The sequence below is a fragment of the Aureivirga marina genome (assembly GCF_015767265.1).
In the GTDB taxonomy this organism is placed as follows: Bacteria; Bacteroidota; Bacteroidia; order Flavobacteriales; family Flavobacteriaceae; genus Aureivirga; species Aureivirga marina.
In genome coordinates this window covers 416,606-434,172 of record NZ_JADPIB010000002.1, presented here as the reverse complement: position 1 = coordinate 434,172, position 17,567 = coordinate 416,606, and the positions used below count along the sequence as shown (strand labels likewise).

At 27.5% G+C, this 17,567-nt stretch carries 14 protein-coding genes; 9 read left to right on the top strand and 5 right to left on the bottom strand.

Going from position 1 to position 17,567, the window contains the following annotated elements; genetic code table 11:
• Positions 1 to 34: 34 nt before the first annotated feature.
• Positions 35 to 1,252: a hypothetical protein gene (locus I1A51_RS06130; RefSeq protein WP_196892114.1), complete on the bottom strand. Its 1,218-nt coding sequence runs from the start codon at positions 1,250 to 1,252 to the stop codon at positions 35 to 37.
• 160 nt (positions 1,253 to 1,412) lie between these two features.
• Here I1A51_RS06130 and I1A51_RS06125 point away from each other — a divergent pair, with 160 nt between their 5' ends.
• From I1A51_RS06125 to I1A51_RS06100, 6 genes are read left to right on the top strand one after another with little or no spacing between them, the layout of a single operon-like run.
• On the top strand, positions 1,413 to 2,696 hold the full coding sequence (locus I1A51_RS06125; protein WP_196892112.1) for a TolC family protein: 1,284 nt from the start codon (positions 1,413 to 1,415) through the stop codon (positions 2,694 to 2,696).
• A 3-nt stretch (positions 2,697 to 2,699) separates the two neighbouring features.
• Positions 2,700 to 3,608 (top strand): HlyD family secretion protein, encoded by a 909-nt coding sequence (locus I1A51_RS06120; RefSeq protein WP_196892110.1) that lies wholly within the window; start codon positions 2,700 to 2,702, stop codon positions 3,606 to 3,608.
• Between the two features lie 5 nt (positions 3,609 to 3,613).
• Positions 3,614 to 4,537: an ABC transporter ATP-binding protein gene (locus I1A51_RS06115; protein WP_196892108.1), complete on the top strand. Its 924-nt coding sequence runs from the start codon at positions 3,614 to 3,616 to the stop codon at positions 4,535 to 4,537.
• Positions 4,527 to 5,258 (top strand): ABC transporter ATP-binding protein, encoded by a 732-nt coding sequence (locus tag I1A51_RS06110; protein ID WP_231373970.1) that lies wholly within the window; start codon positions 4,527 to 4,529, stop codon positions 5,256 to 5,258. The genes I1A51_RS06115 and I1A51_RS06110 overlap by 11 nt, the downstream gene beginning before the upstream one ends.
• The gene (locus I1A51_RS06105) at positions 5,255 to 6,367 is read left to right on the top strand and encodes an ABC transporter permease (protein WP_196892106.1); all 1,113 of its coding nucleotides are present in this window, start codon (positions 5,255 to 5,257) and stop codon (positions 6,365 to 6,367) included. The genes I1A51_RS06110 and I1A51_RS06105 overlap by 4 nt, the downstream gene beginning before the upstream one ends.
• On the top strand, positions 6,364 to 7,491 hold the full coding sequence (locus I1A51_RS06100) for an ABC transporter permease (RefSeq protein ID WP_196892104.1): 1,128 nt from the start codon (positions 6,364 to 6,366) through the stop codon (positions 7,489 to 7,491). The genes I1A51_RS06105 and I1A51_RS06100 overlap by 4 nt, the downstream gene beginning before the upstream one ends.
• Before the next feature lie 43 nt (positions 7,492 to 7,534).
• On the opposite strand, the gene I1A51_RS06095 is transcribed toward I1A51_RS06100, so the two are convergent.
• Genes I1A51_RS06095 through I1A51_RS06085 form a run of 3 tightly spaced genes read right to left on the bottom strand, consistent with a single transcriptional unit; the run spans position 7,535 to position 10,059 of the window.
• Positions 7,535 to 8,200: a response regulator gene (locus I1A51_RS06095; protein ID WP_196892102.1), complete on the bottom strand. Its 666-nt coding sequence runs from the start codon at positions 8,198 to 8,200 to the stop codon at positions 7,535 to 7,537.
• A 1-nt stretch (position 8,201) separates the two neighbouring features.
• Positions 8,202 to 9,827, bottom strand: coding sequence for an ATP-binding protein (locus I1A51_RS06090; RefSeq protein ID WP_196892100.1), 1,626 nt, complete (start codon positions 9,825 to 9,827; stop codon positions 8,202 to 8,204).
• Positions 9,828 to 9,879: 52 nt separating this feature from the next.
• Positions 9,880 to 10,059 carry a hypothetical protein gene (locus I1A51_RS06085; protein ID WP_196892098.1) on the bottom strand — a complete coding sequence of 60 codons (180 nt, stop codon included), beginning with the start codon at positions 10,057 to 10,059 and terminating at the stop codon, positions 9,880 to 9,882.
• 383 nt (positions 10,060 to 10,442) lie between these two features.
• Between I1A51_RS06085 and I1A51_RS06080 the strand changes: the two genes are divergently transcribed.
• From I1A51_RS06080 to I1A51_RS06070, 3 genes are all read left to right on the top strand, one after another.
• Entirely contained in the window at positions 10,443 to 11,162 is a 720-nt protein-coding gene (locus I1A51_RS06080) for a hypothetical protein (protein ID WP_196892096.1), read from the top strand.
• 629 nt (positions 11,163 to 11,791) lie between these two features.
• Positions 11,792 to 12,613: a hypothetical protein gene (locus tag I1A51_RS06075; protein ID WP_196892094.1), complete on the top strand. Its 822-nt coding sequence runs from the start codon at positions 11,792 to 11,794 to the stop codon at positions 12,611 to 12,613.
• A 137-nt stretch (positions 12,614 to 12,750) separates the two neighbouring features.
• A complete protein-coding gene (locus I1A51_RS06070) occupies positions 12,751 to 16,233 on the top strand; it encodes a T9SS type A sorting domain-containing protein (RefSeq protein ID WP_196892092.1) in 3,483 nt (1,160 codons plus the stop codon).
• An 82-nt stretch (positions 16,234 to 16,315) separates the two neighbouring features.
• Here the strand turns inward: I1A51_RS06070 and I1A51_RS06065 are convergent, their stop codons facing one another.
• Positions 16,316 to 17,458, bottom strand: a complete 1,143-nt coding sequence (locus tag I1A51_RS06065) for an acyl-CoA dehydrogenase (protein ID WP_196892090.1) — start codon at positions 17,456 to 17,458, stop codon at positions 16,316 to 16,318.
• Between the last annotated feature and the right edge of the window lie 109 nt (positions 17,459 to 17,567).

The following is a 17,567-nucleotide window of genomic DNA, read 5'->3' as shown; positions in this document are numbered from 1 at the left end:
AATAAGGGAAAAGCGATTCGTTAGAATCGCTTTTTTATTTAGGATTTATTTTTGATATGAGTTGATATATTAACTTAAATAATTTATCTGAATTATTATCATTAGAAATATCAGTTTCTTTTTGATCTAAATTCATCTTATTATTTTGTTCAGATAGATAATTATAAAATAAACTGATGTCAAGGTTTTCATGTTCTTTTGAAACTTTATAAAGTTCTAATATTTTCATTTTTTCTTGATAAATATTATAAAAGAATTTATAATCCGAAATGATTTTTCGGTATTGCTTTAATAGAAACCATGAAATACTTTCTATAAAAATTAGAATAGTAATTGGTCTAATTAATTTTAAATAAGAATTCTTTCCGTCATTATAATTAATTTCAGATAGATTTAAATAGAAGAAAAGTATTGCTAATATTGCAATTAGAATTCCTGATACAAGCATAAAATTAGCTCTATTTTTTGTTTCAAAAACTAAATTTTCAATATTTTTAATATTTAGATTTATAAGATTTTCGAGTTTATCTTTTTCAAGTAATTTTTTAGTTTGTGACTCTAATTCATTAATTCTATTTAAAAACTTTTCATTATTAGATGTTTCATCTGATTTGATAGTGTTAATTGAATCTTTCAATTCATCTTTATCTTGGTTTGTAACTATATACTTTTTGTTTGTGTTTTTATAAATGTATTGTGGTATGTAAGTGATTATTATAATAACAAACCAGATTAAAAAATAAATAATCAAATTAGTATTGAAAACTTTATGAAGTTCACCTTCAATTTTAATATAATCATAGTATTTAAGTTTATCCTTAAAATCTTCAAGGTTAAATGTTGGATTAAAATTGCTGAGTATTTTATCTTTTTTTAGAGAGTATTTATATTTTATAAATTGTAATTTATTTAAGAAATAACTGGGAAGAGTTTCAATGTCTTTAACAAAAATAGTATCTATTTTTTCTTTTTCTTCTAAGCTGGTTAATTTAAATTTTAGTTTAGGAGAAAGATTTTTTATAGAATCTAATTTTTTATAATTCTTTTCAAAACTAGAAATAATCTCCTCTCTATATCTTAATTGCTCTTCAAACAATTTATTTTTTACAAATTCATTTTTATTTTCAATTAATAATAATTCATATTTTGAAACATCACCTTCTTGAATAAGTTTAAAAGCTAGAGTAACAATTCCAATAGTTGTGATTACTAGCCTTATTGCACTCAGTGTTTCTTGTTTGTTTTTTTTCATATAATTTTAATAATGATTACAAAAATATCATAATTAAATCATTTTTGAAATATTTTATATTAACTATCGGAAGCTTTAAAGTTTTGAATTTCAATATTTAACAAAAATCATGTAACTTAAGTAGAGTAAACAAAATTTGAATTTTACTTATTTAAGAATCATGCATTTAATTCAAAAAAAATATTTGATTTTAGTTTTATTCTGTTGTTTTTTTCAAGGAGTTTCTGCACAAACTGTGGAGAAATTAACTTTGGAAGAAGCTTATAAATTGATTGAGGAAAATCATCCTTTGTCGATGAATAAAGAATTGATTCGAAAAATATCAGAAGTCAATTCACAATTGCTGAAAAAAGAAAAATTACCAACTTTAAATCTTTCTGGAACTGGACAAATTCAATCTGAAAATTTAGAATTTGGAAACGTAAACACACCTTTTAATATCAAATTACCTTTAGAATCTTTTAAAGCATTTTTGGAAGCAAATTATAATTTGTATGATGGCGGAATTTTAAAAACGCAAAAAGAATTAGAAGTTTTAGATGAAAATTTAAAACAAAATCAATTGAAAGTTTCGCTACGAGAACTGAAAAATTCAGTGAATGATTTGTTCTTTTTGATCAAACTTTCCAAGCAACAACAAGCAATTTTAAATTATTCAATAGAAGATTTAAAATACACTTTAGAAAGTGTGGAAGCTGGTTATGAAAACGGCATTTTTTTAGAAAGTGATGTTTTAAAATTAAAAGTCAAAAAACTAGAATTAGAATCGCAAGCTACAGATTTGAAAAAAAATGTCAAATCATTTTTATTGGTTTTAAATGATTTATTGGGAATTATCATTCTCGAAACTTCGGAATTGGTCTTGCCAAATTATGAAAATATTGATTTAGCAATTGAATTGCATCGTCCTGAACAAGCTTTCTACGATTCCAAAAAAGAATATTTAGCCAAACAAAATGACATTTTAAAAGCGAAAAATATTCCGAAACTATTTCTTTTTGGTCAAGGTGGAGTTGGTTATCCAAATCCTGTGAATTTTGCAGATGTTTCCACTTCTTTTTATGCAATTGGAGGTTTTCGTTTGGAATGGAATTTTTTAGATTGGGGAATTTCAAAAAAAGAACAAAATCGTTTGCAATTGGAAATGGAACAAGTAGAAGTTGAAAAAGAAGTTTTTGAGTTTAATATCAATTCGCAAAAAGCAAAATATGTTGAAAATATTGCTTCTTTGAAAAATCAGATTCAAAATGATTTAGAAATTGTAGAACTTCAGACAGAAATTTCGAAGCAAACAAAAGCGCAACTTCAAGAAGGTGTCATCACTTCAGATGATTATTTAATACAACTAAATGCTGAACTAAATGCGAAGCAAACAATGGAATTGCACAAAGTTCAGTTGGCGCAATCTATAACGAATTATCTAACCATTTTTGGAAAATTATAAAAGATGAAAAAAAGTTATTTTTCTATACTGTTCGCTCTTTTTTTTCTGGTTTTGATTTCTTGCAATCGAAAGCAAAAAGCAGATGCTTATGGGAATTTTGAAGCGACAAGTGTGTTGATTAGCGCACAAGGAAATGGACAATTAAAACAATTTGAAATAGAAGAAGGACAAGAGTTGGAGCCAGATTTTTTTGTTGGATTTATTGATACTTTGAATATTTTTTTAGAAAAAGAACAATTGCTTTCTCAAATATCTTCTTTGGAAGATAAATTACAGGAAGCTGCGCCAGAAGTAGAAGTTTTATTACAACAAAAAAAGAATTTGGTCAGAGAACGAAATCGCACTAAAAAATTATTGAAAAAGAAAGCGGCAACGCAAAAACAGTTAGATGATTATAATGGAGAAATCAATTTGGTAAATCAGCGAATTGATGCAACAATTTCACAAACTTCTATTGCAAATCGTGGAATTTTATCTTCGAAAAAACCATTAGAAGCACAAGTTCGAGTGTTAGAAAATACTTTGGAAAATTATCAAATTATTAATCCAATTAAAGGAACTGTTTTGACAAAATTAGTGGAAGAGGATGAATTTGTAGGAATTGGAACACCACTTTATAAAATTGCAAATATTGAAATTTTAAAATTGAGAGCTTATACAAGTGCACTTTTATTGCAAAATGTAAAACTTGGAGATTCAGTAACAGTTTTGACAGATAAAGGAAAAAATGATTCAAAAAAATATAAAGGAAAAATCACATGGATTTCGGATAAAGCTGAGTTTACGCCAAAAACAATTGAAACAAAAGATGAACGAGTGAATTTGGTTTATGCTTTAGATGTTGAAGTGAAAAATGATGGTTTTTTAAAAATTGGAATGCCAGGAGAAGTGATTTTTCATGAAAAAAAATAAAGAATTTGGAAGCAATTATAGTTGAAAATATTTCGAAAAATTATAAAGATATTCAAGCTTTAAAAGAAGTTTCTTTTCAAGTAAAAGAAGGAGAAATCTTTGGTTTGATTGGACCAGATGGTGCTGGAAAATCAACGCTTTTTCGAATTTTGACAACACTTTTATTACCAGATTCTGGAAAAGGATTTGTTGCTGGTCATCCGATTGTAGAAGAATTTAAATCTATTCGGAAAAAAGTGGGTTATATGCCTGGGAAATTTTCTTTGTATCAAGATTTAAGTGTGGAAGAAAATCTTTCTTTTTTTGCCACAATTTTCGGAACTACGATTGAAGAAAATTATGATTTAATCAAAGATATTTACGAGCAAATAGAACCTTTTAAAAAACGATTGGCTGGAAAACTTTCTGGAGGAATGAAACAGAAATTAGCACTTTGTTGCGCTTTAATTCATAAACCAGAAGTATTGTTTTTAGACGAACCAACAACTGGAGTAGATGTGGTTAGTCGGCAAGAATTTTGGGAAATGTTGGCTGTTTTAAAACAAAAAGGAATTTCGATTTTGGTAAGCACACCATATATGGAAGAAGCTATTTTATGTGATCGAATTGCTTTGATTTTGAATGGTGAAATTCTGAATATTGACACTCCAAATCAAATGATTCAAAATTTTGATAAAACAATTTATGCGATTAAATGCAATCGTTTGTATGATTTGATTCACTATTTAAGAACACAAGATTACACAGAAAGTTGTTTGCCTTTTGGTGAAAATTTACATTTAGTTACTAAAGAAAAAGTAGAAATAGAAAAACTAAAAAAAGAAATTATAACTCAAGGTTTTGAACAAGTAGAAATAGAGAAAATTACACCAACTATTGAAGATGTTTTTTTGCATTTAGGACAAGAAAAAAAAGAAGATGCGAATTGAAAATAAAAATATTATTGAAGTAGAGAATTTGACAAAGAAATTCGGTGATTTTACTGCGGTAAATGCAATTTCTTTTACAGTAAAAAAAGGAGAGATATTTGGTTTTCTTGGAGCAAATGGAGCAGGAAAGACGACAGCAATGCGAATGTTAATCGGGTTGAGTATTCCAACTTCAGGAACTGGAAAAGTGGCAAATTTTGATATTTATAAAGAAGCGGAAAAAATCAAAAAAAATATCGGATATATGTCACAAAAATTCAGTTTATACAATGATTTGACAATTCGAGAAAATATTCGGTTTTATGGTGGGATTTATGGTTTAAGTAAATCGGAAATTAAACAAAAAACAGAAAAAATTCTAGTTGATTTAGATTTGAAAAGTGTTGCGAACAAATTGGTGGATTCACTTCCGCTTGGTTGGAAACAACGACTTTCTTTTGCTGTTTCAATGATTCATGATCCGGAAATTGTGTTTTTAGATGAACCAACAGGTGGTGTAGATCCTTATGTGCGAAGACAATTTTGGGAAACGATTTACGATGCGGCAAACCAAGGACGAACAATTTTTGTGACAACACATTATATGGATGAAGTAGAATATTGTGATCGTGTTTCGATAATGGTTGATGGGAAAATAGAAGCTTTGGATACACCGAAAAATTTGAAAAAGCAATTTCAAGCAACAAATATGAATGATGTATTTTTAAAATTAGCACGATGAAGTGGAAAGTATTTTGGGCATTTGTAAAAAAAGAATTTTATCACATTACGCGTGATAAGCGAACGTTGCTGATTCTTTTTGGAATGCCGATTGCACAAGTTTTGATTTTCGGATTTGTGATTTCTACAGATTTTAAAAATGCTTCTATTGATTTTTTAAACCATGCAAATGATGAAACAAGTTTTGAGTTAATTGAGCAAATTCAGAGTTCTGAAAATTTTAAAATTGGTAGAATTCTTTATGCTGATCATGAGTTAGAAAAAGGATTTAAAGATGGAACTTCAAAATTAGTGATGGTAATTCCAGAAGATTTTTCCAAAGATTTTTATAATAGAAATCCAATTGAAATTCAGATTTTAACAGATGGTTCAGATCCAAATAATGCAGTGACTTTGACACAATATATTACAAGTATTGTTGGCTCTTTTCAACAACAAAAATTAAAAATTCCAGAAAATCCACAGCAAATAAATATTGAAACAAAATTATTATACAATCCAAAATCAATTAGTGCATATAATTTTATTCCAGGAACCATTGCTTTGATTTTAATGATTATTTCTGCAATGCTAACTTCTTTAACTATCGCAAGAGAAAAGGAAACAGGAACGATTGAAATTTTATTGGTTTCGCCACTATCTCCTTTATTAATCATTCTTGGAAAAGTTGCTCCTTATGCTTTACTTTCCTTTATTGACGCAATTTTAATTTTAGTTTTAGGTTTTTTCGTTTTTGAAGTTCCAGTTCGAGGAAGTTTGATTTTGCTTTTATTTTGTTGTTTGATTTATGTAATAACTTCATTGACAATCGGAACATTAATTTCTGCTGTTTCCAAAACACAACAAGATGCGATGATGCGTTCGTTGATGGGATTAATGATGCCTTCGATGATTTTATCAGGATTTATTTTTCCATTGACAAGTATGCCATTTATTTTACAAGTTTTAGGACATATTATTCCGACGACTTATTTTATTGAAATTTTAAAAGGAATTATGCTTCGTGGAGTTGGATTAGAGATTGTTTGGTTTCCACTTTTTGTGTTGTTTTTAATGATTTTATTCTTTCTGTTTTTTACTTGGAAAAATTTTAAAACTCGATTGCAATGAAAATTTTACGATATCTAATACAGAAAGAATTTATTCAGATTCTTAGAAATAAAGCTTTGTTGCCGATGATGACAATTTTGCCAATTGTTCAGTTGATTTTACTTTCAACAGCAGCATCCAATGAAGTAAAAAATGTAGATATCGTTATTGTAGATTTAGATCAGACAGAAAGTTCGAGATTATTGAAACGAAAAATAATAGCGAACAATCGATTTTCATTAATAGCAAATCCATTTAGTACAAAAGAAGCAAATCAGTTTTTACAAGCAAATAAAGCAGACATAGCTTTGGTAATTCCAAATGATTTTGAAAAAGATTTTTTGAGAAGAGAAAAACCATCTTTACAAATTATAGCAAATGCAATTAATGGACAACAAGCAACAGTTGGCTCAGGATATTTGAGCAATATTATTTATTCTTTTAATGAAAATTTAATTCAAGAATATATTTATTTACAAGCTTTAAACAAAAAACAAAAAGAAAATCCGATTCAGATTGTTCCTAGAAATTGGTATAATGAAGAGTTGAAGTACACACATTTTATGGCTCCTGGGATTTTAGCAGAATTAACAGCTTTATTAACGATTGTTTTGTCTGCGATGAATATTGTTCGAGAAAGAGAAATAGGAACTATTGAACAAATAAATGTAACACCAATTAAAAAATGGCAATTTATTCTTGGAAAATTGATACCTTTTTTATGTGTTGGAATTGTTTTATTAGTTGTGGGAATTTTGACAAGTAAAATTGTTTTTGATATTCCAATTGTAGGAAATGTAGGTTTACTTTTTGGTTATGCAATTATCAATTTGATTGCAGTTTTAGGTTTAGGATTATTGATTTCTAATTTTGCAAACACACAACAACAAGCAATTTTTGTTGCTTTTTTCTTTATTCTGATTTTTATTTTAATGTGTGGATTATTCACGCCAATTGACAGCATGCCAAAATGGGCGCAATATTTTACAATTCCCAATCCTTTAGCGCAATTTGTTTCCGTTTCAAGAAAAATTTTAATGAAAGGAAGTACAATTTGGGATATTCGCTTTGAGATTTTTTACACAATAATTTTAGCTATTGTTTTTAATAGTTTAGCAATTTGGAGTTATAAAAAACAAGAATAAAAGTTTTCTCCATTTGACTTAAATGGAGAAACAGTTTATAAAATTAAATAACACCTAAATCTTTTGTGATAGAAACTAAATTTGTTGGATTTTTAGCTCCAAAAATTTCTTTTAATCGAATGATTTTCTTTTCAATTGTACTCAAACTATTTGGAGTGATATTTTCTTTTAGAAGTATTTTTCGAATTTCAGGTTGGGAAAAACCTTCAGAAAGAAGTGAAAGTAGTTTTATATCATAATCATTCAAATCTGTATCATCGTTTGTACTGTTTGCTTCTGAAACAGTTTGCGAAAGATAAATTTCATTATTAAAAACTTTTTGAATTGCTTTTCCAAGTTCATCTAAACCATATCTTCCTTTACAAACATAGGCGTTAACGTTATGTTTTTGAATTAATCTTCTTGCACGTTCTATTTTATCTTCAACTGAAAAAACGATAATTGGTAAATCTTGGTATTTATTTCGAATTGCTTTTACAAGATCTTCACCAGATTTTAAATTCTGTTTTACATGATTTTCTTCAAAAGATAAATCTGTAATTAATAAATCATAAGGAGAATTATCATTAAAACTTTTTTGAACTTTTTGAAAAGCTTCATCGCAATATTGAATTTTATCAAATTCCGAAATATTTAATCTTTTAAAAGTGTTTTGTAATCCTTCAATAATTACATCCTTATCTTCTGCCAGCAATACTTTTTTAAACATATTATATAATTATTTTTGCTTTAAATCCTTTTTGTAATTCAGATTCAAAAGTAATTTTTCCATTGATAGCTTTAATGCGGCTTTCCACATTTGGAAGACTTTTTTTGTTTTTTAAATCATATCCAACACCATTATCTTTATAAGTAATTTCAATTTTTGATTCTGACTCTTTGAAGTTTAAGAAAACATTTTTTGCAAAACTATGTTTTCGCATATTAATCAGAAGTTCTTGAATTATTTTATATAAAGCTTGTTTTTTCTCTATTGATAAATGATTCCAAGTACATTTTTCTAGACCAAGTCGACTAATTTTTACATCATTTTTTTGATATTCTAAAGTTAAATCTCGAATTTGACTTGAAAAATTCTCTTGAATTTCTATGGGTTTTATTTCTCTTGAAATATCACGTGCATTGTTATATATTTTTTCTAAATCATTTATGATTGGAGAAGTTTCCTCTGTTTTTTGCATCACTTGATATAGATCATTTGCGATATCATCATGAACTTTTTTAGAATGCATAAAATCTCGTTGAAGAATACTAATTTGCATATTTTTTTCATGTCTAAATTTCGTGTAATAATAACCAGAAACCGACAAGATAAAAATAAGAATTACAACAAATACAAAAAACTGTCTTCGTCCTTTTTCTTTTTCAAAGAGAAGTAAATTTTCTTGTGCTTCCTGTTCTTTTTTATTGTAATCATATTTAATCAAGGCAAATTTATTCGCGTTTTGTTGTCTTGCATTTTGAATACTATCATTTAAAGTTTTGTATTCAGAAATAATATCGTTTTCATTTAAATCTACTAAAAGACTCAAAGCATTCAGGCGAAAAGAATCAGAATTAATTTTTTCTGCAATATTTTTAGCTTTCCAAGCATATTCTTTAGCTTTCTCATAGTTTTTCTTTTGGAGAAAATAATATCCTAATTGTTGATAACTCATATAAATTCGTGAAAAATCTTTTAATTCTTTACGTAATTTTAAAGCATTCAACATATCATTTAATCCATTATTTTTATTAATTAAACTTTTGATATAACCTAAATTTCCAAGAACTAAAGCAATTTTTTTAGGATTATTAATTCGATTAGCAATTTGAAAAGCTTTTACAGATTCATTTAAAGCAAGAGAAAAATCTTTATTTTCTAAATAAGCATTTGCTTTATTATTATAAATGCTAATACTATCTTCAGGTTTGTTTGCTAAAGAAAAAGATTTATCATAGAGTTTAATCGCTTTAGAAATATTTTTTTGTTTGCGATATAGAATTCCAAGTTGGTTATATAGACTTTTTTGTAGTGATTTTAAATAAGAATTTTCATTAGAATTGTGAGTTAGATTTAAAGCTTTAATAGCTGTTTCTTCACTTTCTATATAAAATCCGTTTTGAAATTCAATTAAAGAAAGATGAAAAAGAGAATAAACCTTTTGATTGTTAGTGTTTTCAGGATTATTGAGTGATTTTTTCTTAAAGTAATTATAAGCTTTTTTGAATTGGTGTATATCTTTTTGAGAATTAATAATTGAAGAATAATATTGAAGACTATCAATATTTTCTTGTGAAAAAAGAGGAAAAAAAGAGAAAATAAAAAAGAGGAATGAAAGTAGTGTTGTTTTCATTCCTCAAAGTTATTAACTATTATTTAGTAAATCAGTTTATTTAAAATAAATTTTAGTTTCCTGGTGGAGGCGGTGGAGGCGGAGGAAAAATAGGATCATCGTCCCCACAACATGCTTGCATTTCTGTTTGCTTATTTTCAAAATTTTCTCCCGTTACATCATCATCTTTTTCACAAGAAATTAATGCAAAAATGTGGAAAGCCGTAAGTATAATTAGTTTAATTTTTTTCATTTTGTACTGTTAATTATTAGACATAGATTTTCTGTTCGATCTTTTCATCGATTGTGATAGTTAGTTTTGCATTTTGCGCTAAATGCGACTCAAGACGTCTTGTGGGAAGTGGAGAATTTGGATGTAAAAAGGGATAAACACTTCCCAGTTTTTTTATGCATTTTTACAAGCAAATTCTCTTAGAAGAAATGATGATTAAAATCCTTTAAACAACAAAGGTTTCGTTCAAATCTCTGTTGCAAAGATTGGGTGAAATAACAGTGGACAGTTAGTCAGGAAATGGAAAAAAATTGGTCAATTTTTAGTGAGATTTAGCTGTCTATTTTGTGTCTAATGGTTGTCTGAAGTTTGTCAATTAGTTAAAAATCAACCAGCTATAAATTATGAATGAAAAATTAATACGAGAAGTATTTAAAAAAGCAGAAATTCAAACAGGAAACAACAAAAAGAATGGTTTAGCAAAACATTTAGAAACTATTTTTCTTGAAGATTTTAAATTTCCAATTAGTACAAAAACTTTAGTGAGATATTATGATCAATATATTGATGAAAGTGTGAAGAAAAGTAATTTAAACACTGATTTCTTGAATGCAGCATCTAAATATATTGGTTATGAAAACTATGAAGATTTTCGATTGAAAAATGAAACTAATGAGAAAGAATTGCTTGAAAAAGAAAATCAAAAAAATGGTTCTAAAGCAATACGTTTTAGTTTATTTTCAAAAAGAGTATTATATGTGATAGTTTTAATATTGTTTATATCACTAATTTTTAATTCAGCTAAAAAAGAACTAAAATGGATGGCTTGGAATGGTGATCATTATATAGAAATAACTTCTGATTTTGAAAATTATGAAGAAGGAAAATTAAAGCCATATAAAGAAGAAATGATTCTTTATTTTAGGAAAATTGAGTCGAATTGTGAAACAGAATTTTTTACTACTTCTGGAGAACCAAATGTTTGGTATTTTAAAAAAAATTCAAAAGAATTAGAGCTTTTTTCAACTTTAGGTTTTCATCCAGAAACGGGGAAAACATTAAAACCAATAACAATATATATGATACGAAAATATATTTGTGAAGATTACGAAATGAATAATTAAAATTTTACGATTTTATAAAAACTAGGAAAATCCCTAATGATTAGGATAAATAAAAATCAGAATTTTGTAATAGAGAAAAAAAGAGAAATATATTGCTAAAAGCTACAGAGAGTTCTTTAGTAAATTAAGAATTTACTTGCGAGTAAAACCTATTAAAAAGTTACAATATTTATTTATTGTAACTTTTTTTTTCATTAAAATTGTTTTGAACATTACCTTTTTAAAATGTTCAAATAGATATTTTGAATTTAAATTATAACCTTAAGCGATAATCTTAAGAAATAGATAAGATTTTGTTTAAAATATTGAAAATCAAAAAGATTTGTAATGCTGTTTTTGTTTTTTGTTAAATGTTAGTTTTATGTTATAGTTTATAAGGTTTTATTAGTATCTTGCGCCAGAATTATTAAGTAATAGAAAAAGAAAAAAATCAGAAAATAAAATTCTGATGTTATGAGAATTATACTTTTTTTCAATAAGAAATTAGATTTAAAAATGTAATCATTTAAAAAGAAAATTTGTTGTGAATATGACAAATTAGAATTGTCTATGTATAATATTCATTATAACTGTACTTAAATTAGAATATAGAATTATATAAAATTGGTTAAATATAACATTTAGAAACTATGAAAACAATAAAGTTATTTATCGGTTTATTTTTAATTACATTCGTTATGAATGCTCAAGGTTATAAATTTAGAGTTGAACAAGAAACTTCAGGGAATTATGGAGTTTGGGATGTAGGGCATTCAGGATATTTTACTGTTGGAACGAATCGAACATCTAATCATTGGTATGGATTACAAGTACATAATGATAATTATGGAGTAACAGGAATGTTGATTGGAAATAGACAAACAAAAACAACTATCGGAGTTCAGAGCTGGAATAATCAAATGGTTACTGGTGCAAATAGAGGTGATTTATGTTTTGTGACTACTTTTGGAGATTCACAATTTGACAATAAATCAAATATGTTTATATATCTGACAGGAAATTATCCTAATGGAAATTCAGGAGAAAGATTTATTGCATTAGGAACAAAATCAAAAGCAAAAACCTTTAGAGTTTTTGATAACGAAAAAGTTGTAATTGGAAATAATTATAATTTTGATACTGATGGGGATTATTTACTTTATGTTGGAAAAGGTATTAAAACAGAAAGAGTAAAAGTACATATTGCATCTGAAAATGGATGGGCAGATTATGTTTTCGCTGATGATTATCAATTAAGAACTTTAGATAAAGTTGAAGAATACATTGAAGAAAACAAACATTTACCAGAAGTTCCATCTACTGATGAAGTATTGAAAGAAGGAGTGGAATTAAAAGAAATGACTGTTTTATTACTTAAAAAAGTTGAAGAATTAACTTTATATACTATTGAGCAAGAGAAGAAAATTAATGAAATGAAAAAGGAGCTTGAAGAGTTAAAATCAACTAAATAAAAATAAATAAAAAAATAAATATTAAAAGAGTATTACTTCAATGTTTTACTCTTTTTTTATTTTCTAAAGAAGATACCCGATAAATATTTGACTTTAAATAGAGGGTAAAAATTGTAAAATGAAAAAATAAGATTAAAATGATTGCAAAGAGAAATTTAATTTATATTCTTTTTTTTGTAAGTGGAGTTTTATTCGCTCAAGAGGATGAGAATTTTTATGATGTTCTTAATGAAAAATTAAAAGAATATCAACCTGAAGATGAAGAAGAGGCTGCTGAGGGAGGTACATATAAAATGTATGAGAAAATTAATAAAGTTTGGTCTCCAAGGTTATATCCAGAAGGAAATTTTAATATTGCAGCCAAAGCTATAGGAGAATATTATTCCAATTATAATAAAAATATAGAAAATAGATCTCTTCAAAGGAATTTTTCTAATATTGATTGGACAAGTTTAGGTCCAGATAAAAATATTTCAAACGGTCATGGAGAACAAGTTGGTAGAATAGATGCATTAGCTTTTCATCCAGATTATCCAGCAGTAAAAACAGTTTATGCTGGAACTCCATTTGGTGGATTATGGAAAAGTACAGATGATGGAAATCAATGGACTGTTGCAAATACAGATGATTTACCAATTGCATCAGTTTCGGATATTGCGATCGATGCAACAAATGGTGAAAATGTGTTTATTTCAACTGGAATTGGAGATTTATATGGATTTGGATATACTCAAAATAGAGCAACCATAAATCCATATTGGACTGTAGGAATCTATAGATCTACAGATGGGACAGAAACATGGAGTCCTATAAATAAAGGTTTATACGAGCCAGGGTTGCCTTTATATGAAAAAGGAGGTGTAATTCGTCGAGTTATTTCTCATCCTACAAATCCTAATATAATGTATGCTGCGACGTCAGTTGGTATTTATAAAACAACGAATGCATTAAGTAGCAATTTTGAATCTGTTACATGGGAATTGGTTTTAAACACACAAATAGGGAGCAGCTCTGGTATTGAAGATGTAGAGTTAAAAGGTTTAGAATTTAAACCAGATAATCCAAATACACTTTATGCAAGTGGTGAGAGTATTTATAGAAGTACTGATGGAGGAGCAACTTGGCATTTCTTTACTGGTGGAATTCATGGAGTGAATGTGAATCAGATAAATACAGGACAAGGGTATTTAGATGTTACTAGAATTAATATTGCTGTTACACCTGCTGATCCAAATAGAATATATGCTTATGTTGTAGGAAATACGGATTCAAACTCTAACTATAGACTAGTAATTTTAGAATATAAGAAAACAAGTTCTAATATTACTGGTGAATGGAAGATAATTTTTACACAAAATGAAGGACATGAAAAAAGACCTGATAGACTTGCAATAGCAGCTTCACCTCTTAATGCTGATATTGTTTATTTTGGAGATGTGGCAATTCATATTAGAAAAGCAGGAGGAGCAAATGATTTTAGAAATATAACTCATCATAATAGTGGCTTTCATCCCGATGTACATGCAATTGAATTTAGACCTAATACTTTTGGAGGTAATAATTCATATCAAAAAATAGCAGTAGGACATGATGGAGGTGTATCTTATTCAGAATCAAACTTATCATATGGTAGTAATTTTGTATATAAGAATGTTGGTTTAAATACATCTTTAATTTGGGCATTTGATGATTATGATTTTGATAAGGATTTTATGATTATTAGTCTACAAGATAATGGTACGTGGTTTAATGGTGAAGAAGATAATTTAAAGAAATGGGATAGACATATATTAGAAGGAGATGGCTATGGAGTACAAATCAATGATATAGATAATAAACAGATTTTTTTAAAGAAAAATTCCTCTATTTTTTATAGATATGATTATGAATTAGATATAGACATTCCTGAAACAAACTATAGACCATCACTTTTCTTTCCAGAAACAGTAAAAATGGATCAACACCCTCAAGGAAATAGATCTGTAAGAATGGGGTTTACTGAGATTTATGAAAGATTAAAAGATGAAATAGATATTGCCAATGACAATATTGCAGATATTTGGAAAAGAAAATCTGATATAAAGAAATATATGCAACTTGTTGAAATACATAGATTTCAAATAACAGAATATTTAATTTCAGATAAAGATCCTAATTATCAATATATAGTTACTTTAGAAGGACATCATGAAACAACTGGAATTAGAGGGAATTTATTTAGGTCAAAGATTGCAGAGTCTTGTACAAATCAAAATTTAAATTATTTAGAAGATTTTAATTGTTTTGAAAAAATTACGAGTAATTTACCAAATGTAAATACACCGATAGGAAATTTTATTCCAGTAATCACAGGAATTGCAATTGATCCTAAAAATCCAGAAAGAATTTGGATTAGTTTTAGTGGATATTATAAAACACATAGAGTTTGGTATTCTGAAGATGCTGGAGATACATGGCAAAATGCAGATCCAAATGGTGTTTTAGCAAGTTTAAATATGCCTGCAAATAATATTGTTTATCAAGAAGGTACAAATGATAGATTATATTTAGCTACAGATGTGGGAGTTTTTACAAAAGACGCGGACTCAGATTGGGTAGAATATGGAAATTTACCAAACGTAAGAGTTACAGAATTAAAAATCAATAGATGTAATAATTTATTAAGAGCATCTACTTTTGGTAGAGGAATGTGGGAAATAGATTTAATTTCTGATGAAATTCCAGAAAATGATTATATAATTTCAGAAAATGTTACTTTGGATACTGAATTTAGACTTTTAAAAAATTTAAGGATTAGAAATAATGCTACTTTAACTATTGAACCAAATGTTGAAGTGTTAATTCCAAAAACTGGTAAAATTATTATTGAAGAAGGTTCATCTTTATTTTTAGATAAAAAGGCATTTTTTAATTCATGTGGAGAATGTGACGAATTAGTTTTTGAAGTTTATGGAACATTAACTTTTAGTGATGAATTAGCAACAAAATATAAAATTGTAAAAGGTCCAAATGGAGTTGTTAATTTGCCAAGTAATGTTATTTGCAATGATTTAGAAGATAATATATTAGTTTCTGGAAATGTTACTGGTAATTTTGAAGCTTTAAATAAAATTTATTCAAATGGGAATACTGCCACAAATGGAAATACAATTTTTAAAAGTGGAAATGAAATTGAATTAAATCCAGGATTTAGTGCAACAAATCAAACTTTTACAGCATTAATTGATAAAAGTGTTTTTGATTGCTATGGAGGAGATTGTGATGAATCATTAAATAGAGTAAATTCAAGCTCTAGTAGAGAACATTTACGAGATACATATATTGTTAAAGGAAATGGAATAGCTGAAGAAAATTCTAACATTTATGTTTCAAATGAAAATAAAATTTTATCATTTGATATTTATCCAATACCTTTTAAAGATGAATTAAATTTTAGATTCTTTGATGAAGTAGAAGTTCTAGATTTAAAAATCTATAATTCAAATGGTGAAATTGTTTATCGTTCAGATAAATTAAAGAACAATAAAGTTATTTTAAATTCAAAATTAAGTAGTGGACTGTATATAGTTTCATTTAATATTAATGGAAAAAACTATACTAAGAAAATTACTAAAAATTAATATTTAAAAATACTAAATAAAATCAAAAAGCAGGATCCCAAATGGATATCCTGCTTTTTTACGTTCTATATCAAAGTCAAAATTAATCTCTTAATACGCTTCTTGAAATAACGATTTTTTGAATCTCAGAAGTTCCTTCATAGATTTGTGTAATTTTTGCATCACGCATTAATCTTTCTACATGGTATTCTTTTACGAATCCATATCCTCCATGAATTTGAACAGCTTCTGTAGTTACCCACATTGCGGTTTCAGCAGCATAAAGTTTTGCCATAGCTCCTGATAAATCGTAATTTTCATGAACATCTTTATCCCAAGCAGCTTTCATACATAAATGACGAGCAGCTTCAATTCTTGTTTTCATATCTGCTAATTTGAAAGCAACTGATTGGTGCTCACAAATTGGTTTTCCGAAAGCTTTTCTTTCTTTAGAATATTGTAAAGCTAATTCATAAGCTCCTGATGCAATTCCTAAAGCTTGAGAAGCAATTCCAATTCTTCCTCCTGATAAAGTTTTCATTGCGAATTTAAATCCAAATCCATCTTCACCAATTCTGTTTTCTTTTGGAACTTTTACATCTGTAAACATTAAAGAATGTGTATCAGATCCACGAATTCCTAATTTATTTTCTTTTGGTCCAACTTCAAATCCTTCCATTCCTTTTTCAAGAATTAAAGCATTGATTCCTTTATGACCTTTTTCAACATCTGTTTGTGCGATTACAATATAAACTTCTGCAGTAGATCCATTCGTAATCCAGTTTTTAGTTCCGTTTACTAAATAATGATCTCCTTTATCAATTGCAGTAGTCTTTTGAGAAGTTGCATCAGATCCAGCTTCTGGCTCACTTAAACAAAATGCTCCAATAATTTCTCCTGTAGCTAATTTTGTTAAGTATTTTTGCTTTTGCTCTTCTGTACCAAAAGTTTCAAGTCCCCAACAAACTAAAGAGTTGTTTACTGACATTACAACTGAAGCAGAAGCGTCAACCTTTGAGATTTCTTCCATCGCTAAAACATAAGAAACGGCATCCATTCCACCTCCTCCATACTCTGGAGAAACCATCATTCCTAAGAATCCAAGCTCTCCCATTTTTTTGATTTGCTCTTTTGGGAATTCCTGCTTTTCGTCTCTTTCGATTACTCCTGGTAATAATTCAGTTTGCGCAAAATCTCTTGCAGCATCACGAATCATAATTTGTTCTTCAGTCAATTTAAAATCCATAAAAATTTTCGCTTTTCTAGTTGTTAAGTTATTTGAAGCCCAAATATAATTTTTTTTTAGGATTAGCTTAAGAATAGTTTAATAAATTAGTGCTAAAATCCGAAGTTAT